Source organism: Vibrio sp. HENC-03 (assembly GCF_000305755.2).
Lineage (GTDB): Bacteria > Pseudomonadota > Gammaproteobacteria > Enterobacterales > Vibrionaceae > Vibrio > Vibrio owensii.
In genome coordinates, this window is the sequence record NZ_JH976128.1 from 297,781 (window position 1) to 320,988 (window position 23,208).

General features: G+C 45.0%; 22 protein-coding genes. 10 read left to right on the top strand and 12 right to left on the bottom strand.

Features of this window, described 5'->3' with window-relative positions; translation table 11 throughout:
- The coding region (locus VCHENC03_RS28070) for a SulP family inorganic anion transporter (RefSeq protein ID WP_009707562.1) at window positions 1-1,049 on the bottom strand (1,049 nt) is incomplete at its 3' end.
- Window positions 1,050-1,332: 283 nt separating this feature from the next.
- Between VCHENC03_RS28070 and can the strand changes: the two genes are divergently transcribed.
- Complete coding sequence (can, locus tag VCHENC03_RS03745) at window positions 1,333-2,001, top strand: carbonate dehydratase (protein WP_005439355.1); 669 nt, start codon at window positions 1,333-1,335, stop codon at window positions 1,999-2,001.
- Between the two features lie 88 nt (window positions 2,002-2,089).
- Here the strand turns inward: can and hpt are convergent, their stop codons facing one another.
- Window positions 2,090-2,620 carry a hypoxanthine phosphoribosyltransferase gene (gene hpt / locus VCHENC03_RS03740; RefSeq protein ID WP_005439354.1) on the bottom strand — a complete coding sequence of 177 codons (531 nt, stop codon included), beginning with the start codon at window positions 2,618-2,620 and terminating at the stop codon, window positions 2,090-2,092.
- 320 nt (window positions 2,621-2,940) lie between these two features.
- On the opposite strand from hpt, the gene opaR reads away from it, so the two are divergent.
- Window positions 2,941-3,558: a transcriptional regulator OpaR gene (gene opaR / locus VCHENC03_RS03735; protein ID WP_009707563.1), complete on the top strand. Its 618-nt coding sequence runs from the start codon at window positions 2,941-2,943 to the stop codon at window positions 3,556-3,558.
- Between the two features lie 310 nt (window positions 3,559-3,868).
- Here the strand turns inward: opaR and lpdA are convergent, their stop codons facing one another.
- The 5 genes from lpdA to ampD form a co-directional block, all read right to left on the bottom strand.
- Window positions 3,869-5,299: a dihydrolipoyl dehydrogenase gene (gene lpdA, locus VCHENC03_RS03730; RefSeq protein ID WP_005438019.1), complete on the bottom strand. Its 1,431-nt coding sequence runs from the start codon at window positions 5,297-5,299 to the stop codon at window positions 3,869-3,871.
- 243 nt (window positions 5,300-5,542) lie between these two features.
- Window positions 5,543-7,447 carry a pyruvate dehydrogenase complex dihydrolipoyllysine-residue acetyltransferase gene (gene aceF / locus VCHENC03_RS03725; RefSeq protein ID WP_009707564.1) on the bottom strand — a complete coding sequence of 635 codons (1,905 nt, stop codon included), beginning with the start codon at window positions 7,445-7,447 and terminating at the stop codon, window positions 5,543-5,545.
- Window positions 7,448-7,477: 30 nt separating this feature from the next.
- Window positions 7,478-10,141: a pyruvate dehydrogenase (acetyl-transferring), homodimeric type gene (gene aceE, locus VCHENC03_RS03720; protein WP_009707565.1), complete on the bottom strand. Its 2,664-nt coding sequence runs from the start codon at window positions 10,139-10,141 to the stop codon at window positions 7,478-7,480.
- Between the two features lie 55 nt (window positions 10,142-10,196).
- A complete protein-coding gene (gene pdhR, locus VCHENC03_RS03715; RefSeq protein ID WP_005438026.1) occupies window positions 10,197-10,964 on the bottom strand; it encodes a pyruvate dehydrogenase complex transcriptional repressor PdhR in 768 nt (255 codons plus the stop codon).
- Between the two features lie 404 nt (window positions 10,965-11,368).
- On the bottom strand, window positions 11,369-11,920 hold the full coding sequence (gene ampD, locus VCHENC03_RS03710; protein ID WP_005438027.1) for a 1,6-anhydro-N-acetylmuramyl-L-alanine amidase AmpD: 552 nt from the start codon (window positions 11,918-11,920) through the stop codon (window positions 11,369-11,371).
- A 92-nt stretch (window positions 11,921-12,012) separates the two neighbouring features.
- Here ampD and nadC point away from each other — a divergent pair, with 92 nt between their 5' ends.
- From nadC to yacG, 8 genes are all read left to right on the top strand, one after another.
- Window positions 12,013-12,900, top strand: coding sequence for a carboxylating nicotinate-nucleotide diphosphorylase (gene nadC, locus VCHENC03_RS03705; protein ID WP_009707566.1), 888 nt, complete (start codon window positions 12,013-12,015; stop codon window positions 12,898-12,900).
- A gap of 264 nt (window positions 12,901-13,164) precedes the next feature.
- On the top strand, window positions 13,165-13,590 hold the full coding sequence (locus VCHENC03_RS0126230) for a pilin (RefSeq protein WP_020198081.1): 426 nt from the start codon (window positions 13,165-13,167) through the stop codon (window positions 13,588-13,590).
- The gene (gene pilB, locus VCHENC03_RS03700) at window positions 13,590-15,275 is read left to right on the top strand and encodes a type IV-A pilus assembly ATPase PilB (RefSeq protein WP_009707568.1); all 1,686 of its coding nucleotides are present in this window, start codon (window positions 13,590-13,592) and stop codon (window positions 15,273-15,275) included. The genes VCHENC03_RS0126230 and pilB overlap by 1 nt, the downstream gene beginning before the upstream one ends.
- A gap of 33 nt (window positions 15,276-15,308) precedes the next feature.
- Window positions 15,309-16,532 (top strand): type II secretion system F family protein, encoded by a 1,224-nt coding sequence (locus VCHENC03_RS03695; protein WP_009707569.1) that lies wholly within the window; start codon window positions 15,309-15,311, stop codon window positions 16,530-16,532.
- Window positions 16,533-16,604: 72 nt separating this feature from the next.
- Entirely contained in the window at window positions 16,605-17,474 is an 870-nt protein-coding gene (locus VCHENC03_RS03690; RefSeq protein ID WP_009707570.1) for a prepilin peptidase, read from the top strand.
- Complete coding sequence (gene coaE / locus VCHENC03_RS03685) at window positions 17,475-18,089, top strand: dephospho-CoA kinase (protein WP_009707571.1); 615 nt, start codon at window positions 17,475-17,477, stop codon at window positions 18,087-18,089. It abuts the gene before it with no gap.
- A gap of 27 nt (window positions 18,090-18,116) precedes the next feature.
- On the top strand, window positions 18,117-18,857 hold the full coding sequence (gene zapD, locus VCHENC03_RS03680) for a cell division protein ZapD (RefSeq protein ID WP_009707572.1): 741 nt from the start codon (window positions 18,117-18,119) through the stop codon (window positions 18,855-18,857).
- Between the two features lie 62 nt (window positions 18,858-18,919).
- Complete coding sequence (yacG, locus tag VCHENC03_RS03675) at window positions 18,920-19,114, top strand: DNA gyrase inhibitor YacG (protein WP_009707573.1); 195 nt, start codon at window positions 18,920-18,922, stop codon at window positions 19,112-19,114.
- A 383-nt stretch (window positions 19,115-19,497) separates the two neighbouring features.
- Here yacG and rplS read toward each other — a convergent pair whose 3' ends face one another.
- From rplS to ffh, 5 genes are all read right to left on the bottom strand, one after another.
- The gene (gene rplS / locus VCHENC03_RS03670; RefSeq protein ID WP_005438036.1) at window positions 19,498-19,851 is read right to left on the bottom strand and encodes a 50S ribosomal protein L19; all 354 of its coding nucleotides are present in this window, start codon (window positions 19,849-19,851) and stop codon (window positions 19,498-19,500) included.
- A gap of 41 nt (window positions 19,852-19,892) precedes the next feature.
- Window positions 19,893-20,636, bottom strand: a complete 744-nt coding sequence (gene trmD, locus VCHENC03_RS03665) for a tRNA (guanosine(37)-N1)-methyltransferase TrmD (protein WP_005425529.1) — start codon at window positions 20,634-20,636, stop codon at window positions 19,893-19,895.
- Between the two features lie 27 nt (window positions 20,637-20,663).
- Complete coding sequence (gene rimM, locus VCHENC03_RS03660) at window positions 20,664-21,212, bottom strand: ribosome maturation factor RimM (RefSeq protein ID WP_005438038.1); 549 nt, start codon at window positions 21,210-21,212, stop codon at window positions 20,664-20,666.
- Window positions 21,213-21,241: 29 nt separating this feature from the next.
- On the bottom strand, window positions 21,242-21,490 hold the full coding sequence (gene rpsP / locus VCHENC03_RS03655) for a 30S ribosomal protein S16 (protein WP_005438039.1): 249 nt from the start codon (window positions 21,488-21,490) through the stop codon (window positions 21,242-21,244).
- A 210-nt stretch (window positions 21,491-21,700) separates the two neighbouring features.
- Window positions 21,701-23,086 (bottom strand): signal recognition particle protein, encoded by a 1,386-nt coding sequence (gene ffh / locus VCHENC03_RS03650; RefSeq protein ID WP_009707574.1) that lies wholly within the window; start codon window positions 23,084-23,086, stop codon window positions 21,701-21,703.
- Window positions 23,087-23,208: the final 122 nt, after the last annotated feature.

Consider the following 23,208-nt stretch of genomic DNA (forward strand, 5'->3'; position numbering starts at 1 on the left):
TCCACCGCAATACCCGCCAGTACCGCCATCGGAATCGGCTCGGTTAATCCACTTGCAACTAATACCACCAGCGCCAAAATCAAAGCACGAATCACACCAGATAAAGGCGAGCGGGCGCCAACTTGAATGTTGGTTACCGTTCCCATTGTCGCGCCAGCACCAGGCAGAGCACCAAACAGACCAGAGATCATGTTTGCCAAACCTTGACCGCGCAGTTCCTTGTCTGAATCGTGCTCTTTACGCGTCAAAGAGTCACCAATAACAGCCGTGAGCAAGGTATCAATACAACCTAATGTGCCCAGCACTAAGGCATCAATGACCATTTCGGTAAACATCGCAGGATCAATATGCGGCACAACTAAAGACGGCAAACCTGCTGGGATTTCACCAATTCGGCGAATATCTTCAGCATCAAATAGGATGACCGAAAGCAAGGTGACGGCAACCAATGCCACTAACTGAGCTGGAACGTATTTACGGTACTGCTTAGGGAAGAAAAACAGGATACCTAGCGTCAGCAAGCCCAAAAACAACTCGCTAAACTTCAGGTTAGAAATGGTGTCTGGCAGTGCCGATAACGTCCCGATAACCCCACCAGAGGGCGCGGCATGGCCTAACAGGGGCGAAAGCTGCAAGATAATCAAAATAACACCGATACCCGACATAAAGCCGGAGATGACACTGTAAGGCATCAGCGTAACGTACTTACCTAGCTTTAATGTACCGAGCACAATCTGGAATGCCCCCGCCATCATTACAACGGTAAAGGTCATTGCCATCCCCGTTTCAGGGTACTTGGCCATCATGCTGGTCAGTACGGCGGTCATGATAACTGTCATAGGACCGGTTGGTTCCGATATCAGGGTGTTTGAGCCACCAAACAGCGAAGCGAAAAGCCCCACCATGATCGCGCCCCATAAGCCTGCTTCTGCGCCAGCACCAGATGCGACACCAAAAGCTAACGCAAGAGGAAGTGAAATAATGGCCGTGGTGACGCCACCAAACAGATCCCCTTTCAAGTTGATATCCTTAAAGCGACTACCGAACATTGAATTTGCTCCCTGCATTAAAAAGACAAAATGCCATCAATCTAACAAATATTCCGTCAAAGAAAAAAACACAATAAAACCACGAATTCGCTAGGCTTATTCGCATACTGAATGATGTCTGCATATTTTATGATTTTCACAGCGAGAACTAGTCAGATGAGTCATCTTGAATGAATATTTAACGGGATCGAAATTGTAACATTGTGTATAGTTACAGCGCTGATCGCTTTATAAGCACTGGTGAGTGGTTGGTTTTTTTAATTTTTAGGGAAGTAGATGTCAGATGCCGGAAATTAAACAATTATTCGAAAATAACTCTAAGTGGTCAGAAGAAATCAAATCTGATCGCCCAGAATATTTCGCAAAACTAGCGGAAGGTCAAAAGCCCGACTTTCTATGGATTGGTTGTTCAGACAGTCGTGTTCCTGCAGAGCGACTAACAGGGCTGTTCTCGGGCGAGTTATTTGTTCACCGAAATGTTGCAAACCAGGTCATCCACACCGACCTAAACTGCTTATCTGTGGTGCAATACGCGGTCGACGTATTAAAAGTGAAGCACATTATTGTTTGTGGTCACTATGGCTGTGGTGGCGTCAACGCTGCAATTGATAACCCTCAACTTGGCCTCATTAACAACTGGCTACTTCACATTCGTGATCTTTACTTTAAACACCGCCCTTACCTAGACCAAATGCCGCTTGAGGACCGAGCTGACAAACTTGGTGAAATCAACGTTGCAGAGCAAGTTTACAACTTGGGTAACTCGACCATCATGCAAAACGCATGGGAGCGTGGGCAAGACGTAGAGATTCATGGCGTGGTATATGGGATTGAAGATGGTCGCTTAGAGTACTTAGGTATTCGCTCAAACTCGAAAGAAACGGTGGAAGCGTCTTACCAAAAAGCACTCTCTACTATCCTGAACACAGATAACAAACTACTGTGTCGATGAGTTGAGAAGTATCAGCCAGACTGAATAAAAGAAAACGCCCGTTAAGTGATTAACGGGCGTTTTTGTATTCTTTGCAAAAGAGTAATGATTACTCTTGAGGTACCACTTTGCCGATGAACGGTAGGTGACGGTATTTCTGAGCGTAGTCGATACCCACACCAACAACGAACTCATCAGGAATAGCAAAACCGACGTAATCAACTGGCACTTCAACTTCACGACGTGACGGCTTGTCTAGCAGTGTACAAATCGCAATAGACTTAGGCTCGCGTAGAGATAGGATTTCACGGATCTTGTTCAGTGTGTTACCTGTGTCGATGATGTCTTCTACGATCAGTACGTCTTTGCCTTTGATATCGTCATCTAGGTCTTTCAGGATACGCACGTCACGAGAGCTTTCCATTGTGTTGCCGTAGCTAGAAGCGGTCATAAAGTCGACTTGGTGAGTCAGTTCGATTGCACGTGCCAAATCTGCCATAAATACAAATGAACCACGCAGCAAACCAACCATTACCAGATCTTCGCTACCTTGGTAACGTTCAGTAATTTGTTTGCCTAATTCACGAATACGTTCCTGAACTTCTTGCTCAGAAATCATCACTTCTATTGTATGTTTCATACTGTGCTCAATTTTCTTTGTGGGTTGAGGTTGGTCGTACGCAAACGATCACCTTATCTTGCGGCGTGTAGTGTAACACCCCGCACCATGGGTTAAAAGCCGCTTCCCATTCCATTGAATTCTTGGATGAAAGTCTTAATTTTAGAACTTATCTAGTTGAATGAAACATCAATAATGACATTACTGTCTATAAATTACGCATCAGATGTTGACCTTGCACATATGCACCATTACACTCATCAATGCTTTAAGCAACTATTAAAATAATCAATTAGGGGATCATCCCCAAAACATCAACTCAAATGGCAAGGAAAATGGATATGGACTCAATAGCAAAGAGACCTCGTACTAGGCTTTCCCCTCTAAAACGTAAACAGCAACTGATGGAAATCGCTCTTGAAGTGTTTGCTCGTCGCGGCATTGGTCGTGGTGGTCACGCAGATATTGCAGAGATCGCTCAAGTTTCTGTTGCGACGGTATTTAACTACTTCCCTACTCGTGAAGACTTAGTGGATGAAGTTCTGAACCACGTTGTTCGTCAATTCTCGAACTTCTTGTCTGATAACATCGACTTAGACATCCATGCACGCGAGAACATCGCCAACATCACTAATGCAATGATTGAGCTAGTAAGCCAAGATTGCCATTGGCTGAAGGTTTGGTTTGAGTGGAGCGCATCAACACGTGATGAAGTATGGCCGCTGTTCGTGACCACAAACCGCACAAACCAACTATTGGTGCAAAACATGTTCATCAAAGCGATCGAACGTGGTGAAGTTTGTGACCAACATGAACCGGAACATTTGGCGAATCTGTTCCACGGTATTTGCTACTCTATCTTCGTACAAGCGAACCGCTCTAAGAGCGAAGCTGAGCTATCAACGCTCGTTAGCGCTTACCTAGATATGCTGTGCATCTACAACCGTGAACATCACTAAAAATAATTAGGCTTAAAACAAAGGCTGATACTTAGGTATCGGCCTTTTTTGTTTTCGGGAGACGAGAAGCGAGAAGCGAGAAGCGAGAAGCGAGAAGCGAGAAGCGAGAAGCGAGAAGCGAGAAGCGAGCTTATTTTGTCTTTCGAGGGACAAATTCCGTCAACTCCTTTTTGAGCAGGGTCTCTTTCAATAGCCTCCTCTCGATTTATAAACCGGAGCGCTCCCGAATCTCCAAGCACAGCATTCTTTTCTTCCAACAAAAAAACCGCTGACAAATCAGCGGTTTTTATCATTCAACGTTCAAGAAAAATTACTTTTTCTTTTTAACTGCTTTTTTGTTTGGAAGGTCAGTGATTGAACCTTCAAATACTTCAGCAGCTAGACCCACAGACTCGTGTAGAGTTGGGTGAGCGTGGATAGTTAGTGCGATATCTTCAGCATCACAACCCATCTCGATAGCTAGGCCGATTTCACCAAGTAGTTCACCACCGTTAGTACCAACGATAGCACCACCGATTACGCGGTGAGTTTCTTTATCGAAGATTAGCTTAGTCATACCGTCTGCACAGTCAGACGCGATTGCACGACCTGATGCTGCCCATGGGAATGTTGCCACTTCGTAGTTGATGCCTTCTGCTTTCGCTTCTTTCTCAGTCTTACCAACCCATGCCACTTCTGGCTCAGTGTAAGCGATTGAAGGAATAACTTTAGGATCGAAGTAGTGCTTCTTACCAGAGATAACTTCTGCAGCAACGTGACCTTCATGCACACCTTTGTGAGCAAGCATTGGTTGGCCAACTACGTCGCCGATTGCGTGGATGTGAGGAACGTTAGTACGCATTTGCTTATCAACGTTGATAAAGCCGCGCTCGTCCACTTCAATACCTGCTTTTTCAGCATCGATAAGCGCACCGTTTGGTACACGACCGATAGCAACAAGAACCGCATCGTAACGCTCAGCTTCTGCTGGCGCTTTTTTGCCTTCCATTGAAACGTAGATACCGTCTTCTTTCGCTTCAACTGCTGTTACTTTAGTCTCAAGCATTAGCTTGAACTTGTCTTTAATACGCTTAGTGAAGACTTTAACGATGTCTTTATCCGCCGCTGGGATAACTTGGTCAAACATCTCAACTACGTCTACTTTAGAACCTAGTGAGTGGTAAACCGTACCCATTTCTAGACCGATGATACCACCACCCATGATAAGCAGTTTTTCTGGTACTTCTTTCAGCTCTAGCGCATCCGTTGAATCCCAAATACGTGGGTCTTCATGTGGGATGAATGGCAGTTTGATTGGGCGAGAACCCGCAGCAATGATAGCGTTATCGAAGTTAACCGTTGTTGCTTCGCCTTCGCCTTCTACAAGGATAGAGTTAGGGCTTGTGAACTTACCGTAGCCGTTTACCACAGTAACGTTACGCATCTTAGCCATACCGCTAAGACCGCCAGTCAGTTGATTTACAACTTTCTCTTTCCAGATACGGATTTTGCTGATGTCTGTTTGTGGTTCGCCAAACACAACACCGTGCTCAGCCATTGCTTTCGCTTCTTCGATAACTTTTGAAACGTGAAGAAGTGCTTTAGATGGAATACAACCAACGTTTAGACATACACCGCCAAGAGTGCTGTAACGTTCAACTAGTACTGTTTCTAGACCTAAGTCCGCACAACGGAATGCAGCTGAGTAACCAGCAGGACCAGAACCAAGTACAACAACTTGGGCTTTAATTTCTTTGCTCATTGTGACCTCTTGTAGTCATTATCCCTAACAGGCTGAGTAGATGTTCTTAAATTATTAGGCTTTCAAACGGTCAATATTTTACAGAGATGTTAACAGTGTGAAAGCAGCTTTAAGTTAGCCTGTGAGCTAGACAACAATTCATCTTTCAGATTCTGAACGATGTGAGAAATTGTCGTCTAAAAATAGTCTTTTATATAAAGAAGTAAGGTGACCCGAAAGCCACCTTAACTATTACTTTCTATATTACAGTACTAGGCGACGAATGTCTGATAGTGCACCGTTTAGGAAAGTAATGAAGCGTGCACCTTCTGCACCATCGATCACACGGTGGTCGTATGATAGAGACAGTGGAAGCTGTAGACGTGGTTCGAACTCTTTGCCGTTCCACACTGGCTTCATTTCAGATTTAGATACACCTAGGATACCAACTTCTGGCGCGTTTACGATTGGTGTAAACGCTGTACCGCCGATACCACCAAGGCTAGAGATTGTGAAACAACCGCCTTGCATGTCAGCTGCTGTTAGCTTGCCTGCACGTGCTTTCTTAGAAACTGCCATTAGTTCTTCAGATAGCTCGTAGATGCCTTTCTTGTTCACGTCTTTAAATACTGGAACAACAAGGCCGTTTGGCGTATCTACTGCAATACCTACGTTCACGTACTTCTTAAGAATGATGCTTTCGCCATCTTCAGAAAGTGAAGAGTTAAACGCTGGGAACGCTTCTAGTGCTTTCGCTACCGCTTTCATGATGAACACAAGAGGAGTGATCTTCATGCCAGTGTCTTTCTTCGCTTCGATTGCGTTCTGTTCTTTACGGAATGCTTCTAGCTCAGTGATGTCAGCGTTATCCCACTGTGTAACGTGAGGAATCATCACCCAGTTACGGTGTAGGTTTGCACCAGAGATCTTCTTGATCTTAGACAGCTTCTGAACTTCAGTTTCGCCGAACTTGCTGAAGTCAACTTTTGGCCAAGGTAGTAGACCAAGTGCTGCACCGTCGCCTTTGCCAGATGCTGCTGCACCTGCGCCAGACTCAAGACGCTTAAGCGCATCTTTCACGTAGTTTTGAACGTCTTCTTTTAGGATACGGCTCTTACGACCAGAACCTTTAACCTTAGATAGGTTTACGCCAAACTCACGAGCTAGACGACGAACAACTGGAGACGCATGTGCGTATTCGTTGTTTTCTTGGAAATCGTTCGCTGCAGGTGCTGCTTCAGCTTTTGCTGCTGGAGCAGGAGCCGCCGCAGGTGCTGGAGCTGCTGCCGAAGGAGCCGCTGCTGCAACTGGAGCTGCTGCGCCTTCAACAACGAAAGTCATGATTAGAGAGCCAGTCGTTACTTTGTCGCCTTCAGCAATCTTGATCTCTTTAACTGTACCTGCGAATGGTGCTGGTACTTCCATAGAAGCTTTGTCGCCTTCTACAGTAATTAGAGATTGCTCTTCTTCTACTGTATCGCCAACTTTAACCATGATCTCAGTAACTTCTACTTCGTCACCGCCGATATCTGGAACGTTAACTTCTTTGTCCGCAGCTACCGCAGGAGCCGCCGCAGGTGCTGCTGGCGCTTCAACCGCTGCAGGAGCTGGAGCCGCTGCGCCTGAGCCAGCTACCTCAAATACCATCACAAGAGAGCCAGTTGTTACTGAATCACCTTCAGCAATCTTGATCTCTTTAACCGTACCTGCAAATGGTGCTGGTACTTCCATAGAAGCTTTGTCGCCTTCTACAGTTAGAAGTGATTGCTCTTCTTCTACTGCATCGCCAACTTTAACCATGATCTCAGTAACTTCTACTTCGTCGCCACCAATATCAGGAACGTGAACTTCTTTTAGTTCTGCTGCCGCTGCTGCTGGAGCTGGAGCTGCTGCTGGAGCCGCTTCTGCCGCAGGAGCAGGTGCAGCGTCAGCTGCACCCTCGGCTTCGAAAATCATGATAAGAGAACCAGTTGTTACTGAATCGCCTTCTGCAACTTTGATTTCTTTTACAATACCTGCTTGAGACGCTGGAACTTCCATAGAAGCTTTGTCGCCTTCAACAGTGATCAGAGACTGTTCTTCTTCAACCTTGTCGCCAACGCTTACAAGAATCTCAGTAACTTCAACCTCATCCGCACCGATGTCAGGTACATTAATTTCGATTGCCATTGCTTATTTACCTTCTAGTTAAGCGCTGTATTAAGCGTAAAGTGGGTTAGTTTTTTCAGTGTCGATGTTGAACTTAGCAATTGCTTCAGAAACAACAGACTTCTCAACATCACCACGTTTCGCTAGTTCAGTTAGTGCTGCAACTACCACGTAGCCTGCATTAACTTCGAAGTGACGACGTAGGTTCTCACGGCTGTCTGAGCGACCGAAGCCGTCAGTACCAAGAACTTTGTAAGACTCAGTTGGCATGAATGCACGTACTTGCTCAGCGTAGTTCTTCATGTAATCCGTCGCAGCGATTGCTGGTTCGTTACCAAGAACAGTAGTGATGTAAGGCACTTTCGCTTCAGCTTCTGGGTGAAGCATGTTGTAACGCTCTGCATTTTGACCATCACGAGTTAGCTCGTTGAATGAAGTTACAGAGAACACGTCAGATGCTACGCCGTACTCTTCGCTTAGGATAGTCGCTGCTTTACGTACTTCGTTCATGATAGTACCAGAGCTCATTAGCTGAACTTTACCCTTAGCACCTTCGTGAGACTCAAGCTTGTAGATACCTTTACGGATGCCTTCTTCAGCGCCTTCTGGCATTGCTGGCATTGCGTAGTTTTCATTCATTACGGTTAGGTAGTAGTAAATGTTTTCTTGCTCAGGACCGTACATACGACGGATACCATCTTGCATAATTACTGCTAGCTCGTAAGCGAATGTTGGGTCGTAAGAGATACAGTTCGGGATAGTGTTCGCTTGAATGTGCGAGTGACCATCTTCGTGCTGTAGACCTTCACCGTTCAGTGTTGTACGACCAGCTGTAGCGCCTAGTAGGAAGCCACGAGCTTGTTGGTCACCTGCTAGCCATGCCATGTCACCAATACGTTGGAAACCGAACATTGAGTAGTAGATGTAGAACGGGATCATTGGCAGATCGTTTGTGCTGTATGAAGTAGCAGCAGCAACCCAAGATGCCATTGAACCTAGTTCGTTGATACCTTCTTGAAGAACTTGGCCTGATGTTGCTTCTTTGTAGTAAGAAACGATGCCTTTATCTTCAGGTGTGTATTCTTGACCGTCTGGGTTGTAGATACCCACTTGACGGAATAGACCTTCCATACCGAACGTACGCGCTTCATCACAGATGATAGGAACGATGTTCTTACCGATGTTCTTGTCTTTAAGCAGGATGTTCAACGTACGTACGTAAGCCATAGTCGTTGAAATTTCACGCTTTTGAGCGCCAAGTAGAGGAGCAAACTCTTCTAGCTCTGGTACTTTGAACTCTTGTGTGAACTTAGGTAGACGCTGTGGCGTGTAACCTTTCAGTGCTTTACGACGAGCATGTAGGTATTCGTACTCAGCAGAACCTTCTTCCAGTTTTAGGTAAGGCAGTTCAGCTACTTTCTCATCAGAAAGAATGTCTTGTAGGCCTAGACGATCACGTAGGTATTGTACGTGAGTCATGTCCATCTTCTTAACACCGTGAGCGATGTTCTTACCTTCAGCCGCTTCACCCATGCCGTAACCTTTAACAGTCTTAGCTAGGATTACCGTTGGCTTGCCGCTTGTTTCTTTTGCATTGTTAAATGCAGCAAACAGCTTAGAAGAATCGTGACCACCACGCTTCAATTCGAAGATTTGGTCATCAGTCATGTCTGCAACTAGCGCAGCTGTTTCTGGGTACTTACCAAAGAAGTGCTCACGTACGTATGCGCCATCTTTAGATTTGAATGTTTGGTAGTCGCCATCGATCGTTTCGTTCATAAGCTGTAGTAGCTTACCAGTCGTATCTTTAGCTAGTAGAGCATCCCAGTTGTTACCCCAGATAACTTTAACTACGTTCCAACCTGCACCTTTGAATAGACCTTCAAGCTCTTGAATGATCTTACCGTTACCCATTACAGGGCCATCTAGACGCTGTAGGTTACAGTTGATTAGGAAACATAGGTTGTCTAGTTTCTCACGCGCAGCGAAAGAAATTGCACCACGTGATTCTGGCTCATCCATCTCACCGTCGCCTAGGAAAGCGTATACACGTTGAGCAGAAGTATCTTTAAGGCCACGGCCGTTTAGGTACTTAAGGAAACGTGCTTGGTAAATAGCAGAGATAGGACCAAGACCCATAGATACTGTTGGGAACTGCCAGAACTCAGGCATCAGTTTAGGGTGTGGGTATGAAGGAACACCTTTACCGTCTACTTCTTGACGGAAGTTGTCTAGCTGCTCTTCAGTTAGACGGCCTTCAACGAACGCACGAGAGTAGATACCTGGTGAGATGTGACCTTGGTAATAAACTAGATCGCCACCATCCGTCTCGTTTGGAGCACGGAAGAAGTGGTTGAAACAAACTTCGTAGAACGCTGCAGCTGACTGGTAAGAAGCCATGTGACCACCTAGGTCTAGGTCTTTCTTAGAAGCACGCAATACGATCATGATTGCGTTCCAGCGAATAATCGAACGAATACGACGCTCAAGAGTTACGTCACCAGGGTAAGCTGGTTCTTGTGCAGCTGGAATAGTGTTGATGTAGTTTGTGTTGATGCCAGTTGGCATATCAACGCCGTCTAGACGTGCTTTTTCTAGAACGGTTTCTAGTAGAAACTGTGCACGTTCTACACCTTCTTCACGAACAACTGATTCAAGGGCTTGTAGCCAATCTTGAGTTTCCAGTGCATCTACGTCATGCTTCATGTCAGACATGGCGATCTATCCTTCTGTTGGTTGGATCTACTTATTTAAGTAAGCGGTTCTTGTATTAAGAATCGTTACCTTGCTGAATTCGACGCAGAGAACGCTCTCGTCGAGACTCTTCTCGAGTCAAATCCAACAATGTTTCTTCGATATAAGCTAAATGTGAGTGAGACATTTCACGCGCCTTTTCAGGCTGACCAGAAACAATCGCATCCACGATATTAGCTCTGTGTTTACTTACTTTATCGACCACTTCTTCGCGGCGATGTAAGAGCTTTAGATTCTGTAGAACATTTTGCTCAAGCAAAGGCGCAAGGCTACGAACAATATGAAGCAATACAACATTGTGCGCCGCTTCCGTTAAAGCAATAAGGAACTGCATTACTGCCGCTGCTTCCGCTTCAACGTTGTCGCTTTTTTGCTCTTCACTGATTTGATTCAGGCAAGCTTGAATACGTGCAAAATCTTCTTCGGTACCACGCAATGCTGCAAAGTACGCCGAAATTCCTTCCATCGCATGGCGCGATTCAAGTAGGTCTAACTGCGTTTCGGAGTGAGTCGACAACAAGTTCAACAAAGGATCTGAAAAGCTTTTCCAGATGTTTTCGCTAACGAATGTGCCACCGCCTTGACGGCGAGTAAGCAAACGCTTTGCTTCCAAGCGTTGAATGGCTTCACGGACAGATGGACGAGACACATCGAACTGCTTAGCGAGTTCGCGCTCTGGTGGCAACTGCTGCCCCGGAGACAATGTTCCTTCCACAATCAACCTTTCTAACTCTTGTTCAATAACATCAGAGAGTTTTGGCTGACGAATCCTTTGATAAGCCATAATTTATTGTTCTTCTACTCTTGCAGGTAATTGGTAATACCAATTTTAAGATGGTGCAGAAATTAACATAATTAAAACGCCACTGTCCAGCCAAAAATTGACCTAAATCATAGAATGGACTTACAACCAACACTCTGATAACAATCGACTATTAAAACGGCAATAAAATTGGTATGACCAATTACATAAACAAAACAGATGGGAGCTCTGCGTGCTAGTAAATTTGATCAACAAAAACAAAAAATGACAAAATTATCTGTACACTTTTGCACCAATCGCCAATTTAAGCGTTCAAAATGTAGTTAACTTTTAACAAGCGCTCATATTTCTTGTATCGAAAAAAGGCATACCTGAGTGTATGCCTTATTTATTTCTGTTTTTTGAATTTACACTTTCGCTACAAGTTAGCGTTTTATCTGGTGCCGGAACTTGACCCAGTCAAAGCTTAGACCAGGATCGGCTTTTCTCAAGGGAGCGATATACTGATGCCCCGTGATTCTCGGCAAGGTGATTTTTGGGTAGGAATGCATAACAGCTTGGGTCAATGCAGTAAGTGATTGATATTGCTCTTCTGTGTACGCAACAAACTCGGTACCTTCCAACTCAATACCAATTGAATAGTCATTACAGCGTTCTCGGCCAGCGAAGCTGGATTGTCCGGCATGCCATGCTCTGTCTAAGAAAGAAACAAACTGAACAATCTCGCCATCACGCTTAATTAAACAGTGTGCCGAAACGCCCATTTTGTGAATTACTTCAAAGAATGGGTGTGCATTGGGATCGAGGTTACCCGTGAAAAAGTCTTCTATATAAGAGCCACCAAATTGACCCGGTGGCAGACTGATGTTGTGAACCACCAGCAGAGAGATGTCATTTTTATCAGAACGAGCATCAAAAAATGGCGATGGGACGTGCTTAGCCTCCGTCAACCAACCATTCTCGATTTTTAGGCACATATCAACCTCTCTACTTTGCAAATTAACTGCTGAAATTATTGACACCGGAGAGTATCATTCGTTGCCATCTCCCTTTCAAGACAAGATTTGCGATGAAGAACACACACAACAGCCAAGAACGCCTAGAATACCTTAAGCAACAACTTCCATTAGAAATCACTCGCGCCGTAGCCGATACCCTAAAAGAAGATCTAGGTGGCACATTGGATGCAGACAAAGACATCACCGCATCGCTTATCCCAGCTGACGCTATTAACACGGCGACCATCATCACTCGTGAACACGGTGTGTTTTGTGGTCAAGCGTGGGCAGATGAAGTATTTAAACAGCTAGGTAGCAAAGTGACCATCGAGTGGCATGTAAAAGATGGCGACAAGGTTGAACCAAACCAAACACTTTGCACACTGACGGGTCCTGCTCGTGATTTGCTCACTGGCGAACGCAACGCAATGAACTTTATTCAAACCCTTTCAGGTTGTGCGACCATTACCGCTAAGTACGCAGAGAAAATTGCTCACACTGAATGTCGTCTATTGGATACACGTAAAACGATTCCAGGTCTACGTAGTGCGCTTAAATACGCAGTAGCCTGTGGCGGTGGCTTCAACCATCGTATCGGTGTGTTCGATGCTTACCTTATTAAAGAAAACCACATCATTGCTTGTGGTGGCATTACTCAAGCGATCACGACTGCAAAACAATTAAACCCAGGCAAACCAGTTGAGGTTGAGACGGAAAGCTTGGACGAGCTAAAAGAGGCGATCGAAGCGGGTGCCGACATCATCATGCTAGATAACTTCACGACAGATATGATGCGTGAAGCGGTCGCGATCAACGCAGGTCGTGCGGCGTTAGAAAACTCAGGTAACGTTACTCTAGAAACCATCGCTGAATATGCAGAAACTGGCGTCGATTACATCTCGGTAGGTGCTCTGACTAAGCATCTAAAAGCGATGGATCTTTCGATGCGCTTCAAGTAATTCCAGAGAACCAAGCGAGACTAACTCTCTTAATCTCATAGAGTTACGCTTTTCAAACCGCAATAAAGAGCCGCAAGGCTCTTTATTTTTATCCGCTTAAAAAATAACACCACTCGCAAAACCTTGCATGCAATATGCAACTACAGTGCAAAGATCTTTATCTCACTCGAGAGCCACTTCGTTTCCAGTTTCCACTTGTTTCTACTCTTTTTACTCTTCAGCCCCATGCATAAGCATTAACTAAATTTATCTTAAGGAAACAAGATGAAAACGAATAAACAGAAGAAGCAGCAAGGTTTTACGCTGATTGAATTGATGATTGTAGTGGCAGTGATTGGAGTGCTAGCAACAATTGCTCTCCCTCAGTACCAGAATTATGTGAAAAAATCCGAGGCTTCATCCGGGCTAGCTACGCTGCGCGCCTTAGTTACCAATATTGATAATTACCACGCTGAAAATGGTTCTTTTCCTACCAATGTTAATGATGTTGGCGGTGCTTCAGATATGAATAAGCTTGGAACAGTCTCATTGACAGCAGCTTCAGGAGCAACGGACTCTCAAGCTAAATTCACTTTCGGTTCAAATAGTACACTAGCAAGTACCGAAACAATCACCTTAACAAAAGACAGTACTAGTGGGCTTTGGACTTGCTCAGAAACAACGAGCGTCACAATTAAAAATTGCCCATAATGCTAACCAAACTCTCAACAGTTCTTCGCCAAGCAGGAATACTCACCTTTTCCCAAGAAGAACTGTTACTTGAGCAAGCCAAAGCTTCTGGTATATCAATGCCAGAAGCTTTACTCAATTCTGGCTTTTTCCAATCTCATGAATTAACGGAGCACCTGAGCTCTGTTTTTGGGCTTTCTTACACTTCTCTCAATCAATACGAATACGCTTCGTTATGCCAAACGCTAGGTTTGCGAGATTTGATCACTCGGCACAACGCTCTGCCGCTTAATCGCACCTCATCAACTTTGATTCTCGCGGTTGCCGATCCAACTAACCTTCAAGCTGAAGACGACTTTCGTTTTGCGACAGGCTTACAAGTCGAACTTGTTCTGGCTGATTTTCGCGAACTGACCGCTGCGATTAGGCGCTTATATGGCCGAGCACTTGGGCAGGAAAAGTCTGGATTAAAAGAAATAAACCAAGATGAGCTCGCAAGCTTGGTTGAGATTGGAGATGATGAGATTGAGAACATTGAAGATCTCAGTCAAGACGAATCGCCAGTGAGTCGTTATATCAACCAAATCTTACTCGATGCCGTTCGTAAAGGGGCTTCCGATATCCACTTCGAACCCTACGAAAACATGTATCGAGTCCGTTTACGCTGCGATGGCATCTTGATTGAAATTCAACAGCCACCTAGCCATTTAAGTCGCCGTCTCTCTGCCCGAATAAAGATCCTATCTAAGCTCGATATTGCTGAACGCCGTTTGCCGCAAGATGGGCGTATCAAGCTCAAATTAAACCAAGACACCGCCATTGATATGCGCGTTTCTACACTGCCAACCCTATTTGGGGAGAAGATCGTCCTGCGTTTGCTCGACAGTAGTTCTGCAGCATTAGATATCAATAAACTTGGTTATAGCGACCAACAGAAGCAGCTTTATTTGGATGCTCTGCGTCGGCCACAAGGCATGATTCTGATGACAGGTCCAACAGGTAGTGGCAAAACCGTTTCTCTTTATACAGGGCTAAGCATTCTTAATAAAACAGAGATCAACATCTCGACTGCGGAAGACCCAGTGGAGATTAACTTACCTGGCATTAACCAAGTTCAAGTTCAACCTAAGATCGGTTTTGGTTTTGCTGAAGCACTTCGTTCTTTCTTACGTCAGGATCCTGATGTGGTCATGGTAGGTGAGATCCGAGACCTCGATACGGCAGAAATTGCGATCAAAGCATCGCAAACTGGTCACTTGGTTCTTTCCACGTTACATACCAACTCCGCCGCTGAAACCGTAATCCGTTTATCCAACATGGGTGTGGAAAGCTTTAACCTTGCCTCCTCACTCAGTTTGATCATCGCCCAGCGGTTAGCACGTAAACTGTGCCCACACTGTAGACAGCCGCAAGAACCAAATGCCCAACTACAACATATTGGGATTATCAGTACAGAGCATGTATTTAAAGCCAATCCAGATGGTTGTAACGAGTGTACCCACGGTTATTCAGGTCGAACGGGCATCTATGAAGTGATGAAGTTTGATGAATCCCTATCTGAAGCGCTCATAAAAGGAGCTTCAGTACACGAATTAGAAAAACTCGCCATCACCAAAGGGATGCAAACCCTACAAATGTCTGGCATCGAAAAACTCAAACAAGGCGTCACTAGCTTCAGCGAATTACAACGCGTTCTCTACTTTTAACTTTTTCAGAAATTTTAGGCAGTCACTCCGCTTATGAAAACCATCACTCCTCAACTTAAGAACTACCGTTGGAAAGGCATCAATAGCTCGGGCAAGAAGACCTCAGGTAATGTCCTCGCCATGACGGAAATCGAAGTAAGAGAACGCCTCGACGCTCAGCACATCAAAATCAAGAAACTGAAAAAGGGCAGTATTTCTTTTATTACTAAACTGAGCCACAGAGTCAAAGGGAAAGACATCACGGTGTTTACCCGTCAGATCGCTACTATGCTGATGACAGGCGTCCCGATTGTTCAGGCACTTAAGTTGGTTTCAGAGAACCATAAAAAAGCGGAAATGAAATCGATTTTAATGAGTGTCACAAGGGCTGTTGAAGCCGGAACACCAATGTCGAAAGCCATGCGTACCGCTAGCACGCATTTTGATCCGCTTTATACCGATTTAATCGCAACGGGTGAGCAGTCCGGTAACTTATCCCAAGTCTTCGAGCGTTTGGCAACCTACAGAGAAAAAAGCGAGCAGTTGCGCGCGAAAGTGATCAAAGCGCTTATTTATCCGGCCATGGTTGTCTTGGTTGCCTTAGGGGTTTCCTACCTAATGCTGACTCGGGTCATCCCTGAGTTTGAAAAGATGTTTGTAGGCTTTGGTGCGGATTTACCCGCTTTTACTCAGATGGTATTAGACCTCTCTGCTTGGACTCAAAACTGGGGCCCTTTCATTGGACTCGGTTTCTTGAGTCTCTTGATCGGCTCAAAAGTCATATCGAACCGCTCTGATTCTTTCAAGCTATTGCTCGCTCGATCCAGTTTAAAGATCCCCATCTTGGGCCCTGTTTTATCCAAAGCCGCCATTGCCAAGTTTAGCCGTACGCTTGCCACCAGTTTTAGTGCCGGTATTCCTATCCTAACCGCCTTGAAAACTACCTCAAAAACCTCGGGTAACATGCATTATCAATTGGCTATCGAAGAGGTATACCGAGATACGGCTGCGGGCATGCCAATGTATATTGCCATGCGCAACTGCAATGTCTTCCCCGAACTAGTATTGCAAATGGTCATGATTGGCGAAGAATCTGGCCGCTTGGATGACATGCTCAACAAGATTGCAGCAATTTACGAGTTTGAAGTCGACAATACCGTCGATAACCTAAGTAAGATTCTTGAGCCGCTGATCATCGTTTTTCTCGGTGTCGTTGTTGGCGGTTTAGTCACAGCAATGTACTTGCCAATCTTTAACTTGATGAGCGTATTGGGATAGAATGATCCTTTAGCAAATTAATTCCTTCAAAACAGCATCTTGCTTGTTTGATTCATCGCTCAAGAGACAGATATGGAAGTATTCCAGTACTACCCATGGCTATTCGTTGTATTTGCCACGATTTTCGGTTTGATCGTGGGTAGTTTCCTCAACGTTGTTATTTATCGATTACCCAAAATCATGGAATTAGAATGGCGACGCGAATGCGCGGAATCGTTCCCTGAATATAAAATAGAACCACCAAAAGAGAAGCTGACATTAAGCGTACCACGCTCATCTTGTCAGCAATGTGGCACTCAAATTCGTATTCGTGACAATATCCCAGTGATTAGTTGGCTGCTTCTGCGCGGTAAATGCCACAACTGCCAATCCCCTATCAGTGCACGCTACCCCCTTATCGAACTGCTTACTGCCTTTTGTTCGGGTTTTATCGCTTTTCACTTCGGTTTTAGCTACTTCACTGTCGCGCTGGTTTTCTTTACCTTTGTATTGATTGCCGCCACGTTTATCGATCTCGATACCATGTTGTTACCAGACCAGCTTACATTGCCATTAATGTGGGCAGGTATTGCGCTCGCGCTCTCTGGCATAAGCCCTGTGAACCTACAAGACTCCATCATTGGTGCAATCGCAGGTTATCTGTGTCTTTGGAGTGTTTACTGGTTGTTTAAGATCCTTACAGGCAAAGAAGGCATGGGCTATGGCGACTTTAAACTCCTTGCCGCATTAGGTGCTTGGCTGGGTTGGCAATCACTACCGATGATCATTTTGCTTTCATCAGTAGTGGGCGTCATCTTTGGTCTTATCCAACTGCGCTTGCAAAAACAAGGTATCGAGAAAGCCTTTCCTTTCGGCCCTTACCTTGCAATTGCGGGATGGGTGAGCCTAATTTGGGGCCATCAAATCCTCAACTGGTACTTTACGTCGATTCTAGGAGTGTAAATGGCTTTTGTTATTGGCTTAACTGGCGGTATTGCGAGTGGCAAAACCACGGTGGCAAACCTATTCAAACAGCAGTTCAAAATCGACATTGTCGATGCTGATATCGTAGCTCGCGAAGTTGTAGAACCGGGAACTCCCGGACTTAATGCTATCGTTGAACACTTTGGTGCGGATATTGTTCACGATGATCAGACACTTGATAGAGCCAAATTAAGAGAAAAGATCTTCTCCAATCCAGAAGAGAAAGCATGGCTTAATGGTTTATTGCATCCAATGATTCGTGAAAAGATGATCGAAGATTTGGAGCAAGTCACATCGGACTATGCCCTCTTGGTTGTACCTTTATTGGTAGAGAACAAGCTTGATAGTTTATGTGATCGAGTTCTTGTCGTCGATGTTGACCCACAAACCCAGATCTCCAGAACTGTAAAACGCGATAACGTAAGCGAAGAGCAGGCAAATGCGATCTTGGCGTCCCAGGCTTCTCGTGAGCAACGGCTTGCTCTGGCGGATGATGTGGTGAAGAATAATCCAGATGACCCAGATCTTTTGCTTCAAATCACAGATTTACACGAAAAGTACCTAGCCATGTGTAAGAAAAATCTGCGAAAATAGGAATGAAACTCACCAAGGCTAATGTCGATGACCACGCACAAATTTGAACATCCGTTAAATGAAAAAACTCGCATCTATTTAAGAGTTGAGTCTTTGCTGCGTCAGGCTCATTTAGCCTCAAGTTTTGCTGATAACCATCAATATCAGCTGTTCTTTCGTGCCCTTTTCGATATGGTCGAGATCTTCGAGCAAATCCAGCTAAAAAGCGAACTCGCTAAAGATCTTGAAAAGCAGCGTTTAGCTTATCGTAACTGGCTCAATGTTGACGGCGTAGATCAACAAGCACTAAATGAGCTTCTAAAAGAGATCGATGTCGTACACAGCCAATTGATGGCAGCTGAGCGCTTCGGCCAAGCATTGAAAGAAGACCGCTTCTTAAGTTCAATTCGCCAGCGTTTCAATCTACCTGGTGGTTCATGTTGTTTCGACCTACCCGCTTTGCATTATTGGCTTCATTTACCGATTGAGCGTAAAAAGCACGATGCTAACCAATGGCAAGTCAGCTTAAAGCCGCTTTCTGATGCGTTAGCGCTATGGTTAAAACTTACTCGCGAAACGGGTCACTTCAAAGCGCAAATCGCCCGCGCAGGCTTTTTCCAAAGTGATGCTGATGAAGCCAATATTTTACGTTTACACATCCCAATGGAATACGGTGTCTACCCGATGATTTCGGGTCACAAGAACCGTTTTGCCATCAAGTTTATGGCTTTTGAAAGTGGTCAAGCTTGCACGCAAGATGTCGAGTTTGAACTTGCTGTTTGTAGCTAAGCTCAACAAGCACTACTATTGCCTTAATACCTTTGAACACCAAATAAATAGGACGAATGACGATGTCTAAAATTACAGTCGTTCCATGCCCACAATGTGGCGCTGACGTTGAGTGGGGCGAACAAAGCCCTCACCGCCCTTTCTGTAGCAAGCAGTGCCAAATGATTGATTTTGGCGAATGGGCTGATGAAGAAAACGCCATCGCCGGTGCTCCGGACATGTCGGACAGCGATGGTTGGTCTGAAGACCAGTACTAAAGAATTGAGAAGCTAGAGTCGAGAAACAAGGACGCTAAGCTTCAAAAATAATAAAGGGGTTGATGTGAGAGCATCGACCCTTTTTGTTTTTCGGTATTCGGTATTCGGTATTCGGTATTCGGTATTCGGTATTCGGTATTCGGTATTCGGTATTCGGTATTCGGTTCATTTTGTCTTTCTAAGGACAAATTCTGTCAACACCTTCGAGACCAAACTTCTTGCACGAACCATCCAACCACACCTCTCGGTTCCTAAAGCGAAGCGCTCTCAAATCTCGAAGCGTAGCGTTCCCGATTCTCGAAGGACGAAGTCCGTTCTTTTCCGCGCATAAAAAAACGGAGTCCAAATGGGCTCCGTTTACTATGAGAACGCTAGTTATAGCATTACTTCTTAGCAAGTTTCTCTTTGATACGAGCTGACTTACCAGAACGCTCACGTAGGTAGTACAACTTGGCACGACGTACTGCACCACGGCGTTTAACTTCGATGCTATCAACAACTGGAGAGTGAGTTTGGAACGTACGCTCAACACCTTCACCGTTAGAGATCTTACGTACAGTGAAAGCAGAGTGAAGACCACGGTTACGGATTGCGATTACAACGCCTTCAAAAGCCTGTAGACGCTCACGCTCACCTTCTTTAACTTTAACCTGAACTACAACAGTGTCACCTGGTGCAAATTTAGGCAGGCCTGATTTCATTTGCTCTTCTTCAAGAGCCTTGATGATGTTACTCATTTTTTAAATTCCTAGAATAAACTGATACTAAATAAATTAGGTTACTTTGCGTTATGTTCACTAATGAACTCAGCAAGTAATTGTTCCTGTTCGTCAGTCAGAGCTAGGTTTTCCAGGAGCTCTGGTCTTCTTAGCCAAGTTCGGCCTAGCGACTGCTTTAGTCGCCATTGACGAATGTCCTTGTGGTTGCCTGACATCAGTACCGCTGGCACTTCTTTATCATCCAACACTTCAGGACGCGTATAGTGAGGGCAATCTAACAAGCCATTTGCAAAAGAGTCTTCTTCTGCTGACGCGAAATCCCCTAGTACACCCGGAACAAACCGAGAGACAGAATCGATTAACGTCATGGCTGGTATCTCACCACCCGTCATCACAAAATCACCAATCGACCATTCTTCGTCGACTTCAGATTGAATGATGCGCTCATCTACCCCTTCGTAACGGCCACAAATCAGAAGCAAATTCTCGTTTGTTGCCAGTTCTTCTACTCCTTTTTGGTCGAGCTTGCGACCTTGAGGAGAAAGGTAAATGACTTTCGTCTTACCCGGTGAGGCTGCTTTCGCGGTATGAATGGCATCGCGCAAAGGCTGAACCATCATTAGCATACCAGGGCCACCACCGTAAGGTCGGTCATCGACAGTGCGATGCTTGTCGTGAGTGAAATCGCGAGGATTCCAAGTCTCAATCGACAAAAGACCTTTTTTAACCGCTTGACCTGTTACCCCAAAATCAGTAACAGAACGGAACATTTCAGGAAACAGGCTAATTACGCCAACCCACATGTTTATCTCGCTCTGTAATTTTGGAGATTAGAATCCAGGATCCCAGTCAACTTCGATCCGTTGAGCTTCACGATCAACTTTGATGATCACTTGCTCTTCAAGGAACGGGATTAATCGTTCCTTCTGCCCGAAAGCATCTTTAAGATTTGCTTTAACAACCAGAACATCGTTTGAGCCAGTTTCTAAAATGTCAGATACGACACCTAGATCGTAACCTTTAGTGGTTACTACTTGCATCCCAAACAATTCACGCCAGTAGAACTCATCTTCTGACAATTCAGGGAGTACCGCAGGGTCGATAGCAATTTCAAAGTTTGTCATTAGATGCGCGTCTTCACGAATATCTAGACCTTCCAGCTTAGCCACCATACCTTTGTTATGGCGCTTCCAGCTTTCTACTTTGTACTCAACCCACGTACCCTTTTGGTTAATAAACCAAGGGCTGTAATCGAAAATGCTTTCAGCATTGTCTGTGTAGGAAAAAACTTTAAGCCAACCACGAATGCCGTAAGTAGCACCAAACTTGCCTACAACAATCTTTTCGTTGCTCATTGTTTCTTTACCTTTCATCGACATAAACTAGTTTCTACTTCTAAAGTAAAAAATTAAGCCGCTTTTTGAGCGTCTTTAACTAGCTTAGCAACGCGGTCAGATAGAGACGCGCCTTGACCAACCCAGTGGTTAACGCGGTCTAGGTCTAGACGTAGACCTTCTTCTTGACCTTTTGCAGTTGGGTTAAAGAAACCAACTTTCTCGATGAAACGGCCAGTTGCAGCGTTGCGGCTGTCCGCTACTACGATTTGATAAAATGGACGCTTTTTAGCGCCGTGACGTGCCAAACGAATGGTTACCATGTCGTCCTCTTTGCTTTCTCAAAAATAAAATTAACCCCAATAATCATTCATAAAACTGAACAACCTGGGGTCTCGTGCCAAAATAAAGCTCCGGAATTTTACTCTTATCCCGAAGCAATGCAAGGGATTTAGTTACTTTTTCACCAACATAAATTGAAATTCAAGTTTGTGATGTAGCTAACACCCTGAAACTAAAGTCTAGGCAATCGTTTAACGGCCAAATGGATTGAAGCCACCGCCTCCACCCATACCGCCGCCCATCATGCCTTGCATGTTGCGCATCATGCCTTTCATGCCGCCCTTTTGCATTTTCTTCATCATCTTCTGCATTTGGGTGAACTGCTTCAATAGACGGTTAACGTCTTGAACCTGAACACCAGAACCTGCAGCGATACGCTTCTTACGCGAACCTTTGATGATTTCTGGGCGTTGACGTTCTTTCATTGTCATTGAGCTGATGATCGCTTCCATCTGCTTAAACATCTTGTCGTCAACTTTGTCTTTCACGTCTGATGGTAGCTGAGACATGCCTGGTAGCTTGTCTAGCATACCCATCATGCCACCCATGTTTTGCATTTGACCTAGCTGTTCACGGAAGTCTTCAAGGTCAAAACCTTTCTTCTCTTTGAACTTCTTCGCTAGCTTCTCTGCTTTTTCTTGGTCTACATTGCGTTGTAGGTCTTCGATAAGTGACAGTACGTCACCCATACCTAGAATGCGCGACGCAACACGATCAGGGTGGAACGGTTCTAGTGCGTCGGTTTTCTCACCCACACCTAGGAATTTGATTGGCTTACCTGTGATGTGACGAACTGATAGCGCCGCACCACCACGTGCATCACCATCGACTTTAGTCAGAATCACACCGGTTAGCGGTAGCGCATCACCGAATGCTTTTGCTGTATTCGCCGCATCTTGACCTGTCATTGCATCAACAACAAACAGCGTCTCAACAGGGTTAATCGCTGAGTGAAGATCTTTAATCTCACCCATCATTTCTTCATCGATAGCCAAACGACCTGCGGTATCGACAATCAACACGTCGTAGAATTTCTTCTTCGCGTGGTCGATAGCTGCGTTAGCAATATCAATTGGCTTTTGATCTGGTGAAGATGGGAAGAAGTCGACACCGATGTCTGATGCTAGGGTTTCTAGCTGTTTGATTGCCGCTGGACGGTAAACGTCGGCAGACACAACCAAGACTTTCTTCTTATCACGCTCTTTCAGTAGCTTAGAAAGCTTACCTACCGATGTGGTTTTACCCGCACCTTGTAGACCAGCCATCAAAAGCACTGCTGGCGGCTGTGCTGCTAGGTTAAGTGCTTCGTTAGATTCACCCATTACCGCCTCAAGCTCAGCTTGAACGATCTTGATGAACTCTTGACCCGGTGTTAGGGATTTAGAAACTTCTACACCCACCGCTTTTTCTTTAACGCGGTTTACAAATTCACGTACAACAGGAAGCGCAACGTCCGCTTCCAATAGTGCCATGCGCACTTCACGTAGGGTTTCTTTAATGTTGTCTTCGGTCAGACGACCTTTACCGCTGATATTCTTCAGCGTTTTGGATAATCGATCCGTTAAATTCTCAAACATCTTTGTCTCTTCGCTAAAATGGCGATTAATTAGTGTGAGTATACCTTAGCCAACGTCACAGTCATACCCGAACACTGCTCTTATCCTTAACTTGAGGGCTAACTTGTTAATTTCAATATCTC

Coding starts and splice junctions, on each gene's coding strand:
- VCHENC03_RS03695 (WP_009707569.1), top strand. CDS start 15,309: ATGAAAACCATCACTCCTCAACTTAAGAACTACCGTTGGAAAGGCATC.
- rimM (WP_005438038.1), bottom strand. CDS start 21,212: ATGTCGATGAAAGGTAAAGAAACAATGAGCAACGAAAAGATTGTTGTA.
- rplS (WP_005438036.1), bottom strand. CDS start 19,851: ATGAGTAACATCATCAAGGCTCTTGAAGAAGAGCAAATGAAATCAGGC.
- VCHENC03_RS0126230 (WP_020198081.1), top strand. CDS start 13,165: ATGAAAACGAATAAACAGAAGAAGCAGCAAGGTTTTACGCTGATTGAA.
- rpsP (WP_005438039.1), bottom strand. CDS start 21,490: ATGGTAACCATTCGTTTGGCACGTCACGGCGCTAAAAAGCGTCCATTT.
- trmD (WP_005425529.1), bottom strand. CDS start 20,636: ATGTGGGTTGGCGTAATTAGCCTGTTTCCTGAAATGTTCCGTTCTGTT.
- pilB (WP_009707568.1), top strand. CDS start 13,590: ATGCTAACCAAACTCTCAACAGTTCTTCGCCAAGCAGGAATACTCACC.
- ampD (WP_005438027.1), bottom strand. CDS start 11,920: ATGTGCCTAAAAATCGAGAATGGTTGGTTGACGGAGGCTAAGCACGTC.
- aceF (WP_009707564.1), bottom strand. CDS start 7,447: ATGGCAATCGAAATTAATGTACCTGACATCGGTGCGGATGAGGTTGAA.
- zapD (WP_009707572.1), top strand. CDS start 18,117: ATGACCACGCACAAATTTGAACATCCGTTAAATGAAAAAACTCGCATC.
- can (WP_005439355.1), top strand. CDS start 1,333: ATGCCGGAAATTAAACAATTATTCGAAAATAACTCTAAGTGGTCAGAA.
- hpt (WP_005439354.1), bottom strand. CDS start 2,620: ATGAAACATACAATAGAAGTGATGATTTCTGAGCAAGAAGTTCAGGAA.
- ffh (WP_009707574.1), bottom strand. CDS start 23,086: ATGTTTGAGAATTTAACGGATCGATTATCCAAAACGCTGAAGAATATC.
- pdhR (WP_005438026.1), bottom strand. CDS start 10,964: ATGGCTTATCAAAGGATTCGTCAGCCAAAACTCTCTGATGTTATTGAA.
- nadC (WP_009707566.1), top strand. CDS start 12,013: ATGAAGAACACACACAACAGCCAAGAACGCCTAGAATACCTTAAGCAA.
- yacG (WP_009707573.1), top strand. CDS start 18,920: ATGTCTAAAATTACAGTCGTTCCATGCCCACAATGTGGCGCTGACGTT.
- aceE (WP_009707565.1), bottom strand. CDS start 10,141: ATGTCTGACATGAAGCATGACGTAGATGCACTGGAAACTCAAGATTGG.
- coaE (WP_009707571.1), top strand. CDS start 17,475: ATGGCTTTTGTTATTGGCTTAACTGGCGGTATTGCGAGTGGCAAAACC.
- lpdA (WP_005438019.1), bottom strand. CDS start 5,299: ATGAGCAAAGAAATTAAAGCCCAAGTTGTTGTACTTGGTTCTGGTCCT.
- opaR (WP_009707563.1), top strand. CDS start 2,941: ATGGACTCAATAGCAAAGAGACCTCGTACTAGGCTTTCCCCTCTAAAA.
- VCHENC03_RS03690 (WP_009707570.1), top strand. CDS start 16,605: ATGGAAGTATTCCAGTACTACCCATGGCTATTCGTTGTATTTGCCACG.